The sequence below is a fragment of the Secundilactobacillus angelensis genome, from assembly GCF_012641075.1.
GTDB lineage: Bacteria > Bacillota > Bacilli > Lactobacillales > Lactobacillaceae > Secundilactobacillus > Secundilactobacillus angelensis.
Genome location: NZ_JAAXLJ010000126.1, coordinates 1 through 229 on the forward strand (window position 1 = coordinate 1; position 229 = coordinate 229).

1 protein-coding gene is annotated in these 229 nt (G+C 52.8%); it reads left to right on the forward strand.

Annotated features, from left to right (window positions below):
* The coding region (locus tag HC026_RS13250; protein ID WP_168926236.1) for a hypothetical protein at window positions 1-229 on the forward strand (229 nt) is incomplete at both ends.

A 229-nucleotide genomic window follows, 5' to 3' on the forward strand; every position in this document is an offset into this window, starting at 1 on the left:
CACAACGAGCGTTGTGACCGTCACTGAAACGCCAAAGGATCAACCAAGCTTGCCAGCAGTCACAGTCAACCCAGGCGAAACGGTCAAGACTGGTAAGACAACCGTTACGAACGATAATCCAGGTGTGACGATGACGCATGACACGACTGGGACGGATACCAACACCACTCCAGGCCTTGGTGAGCATGTCACAGGCGATGGAACAGTTTCCTACTTCAAGTCAGCCAAC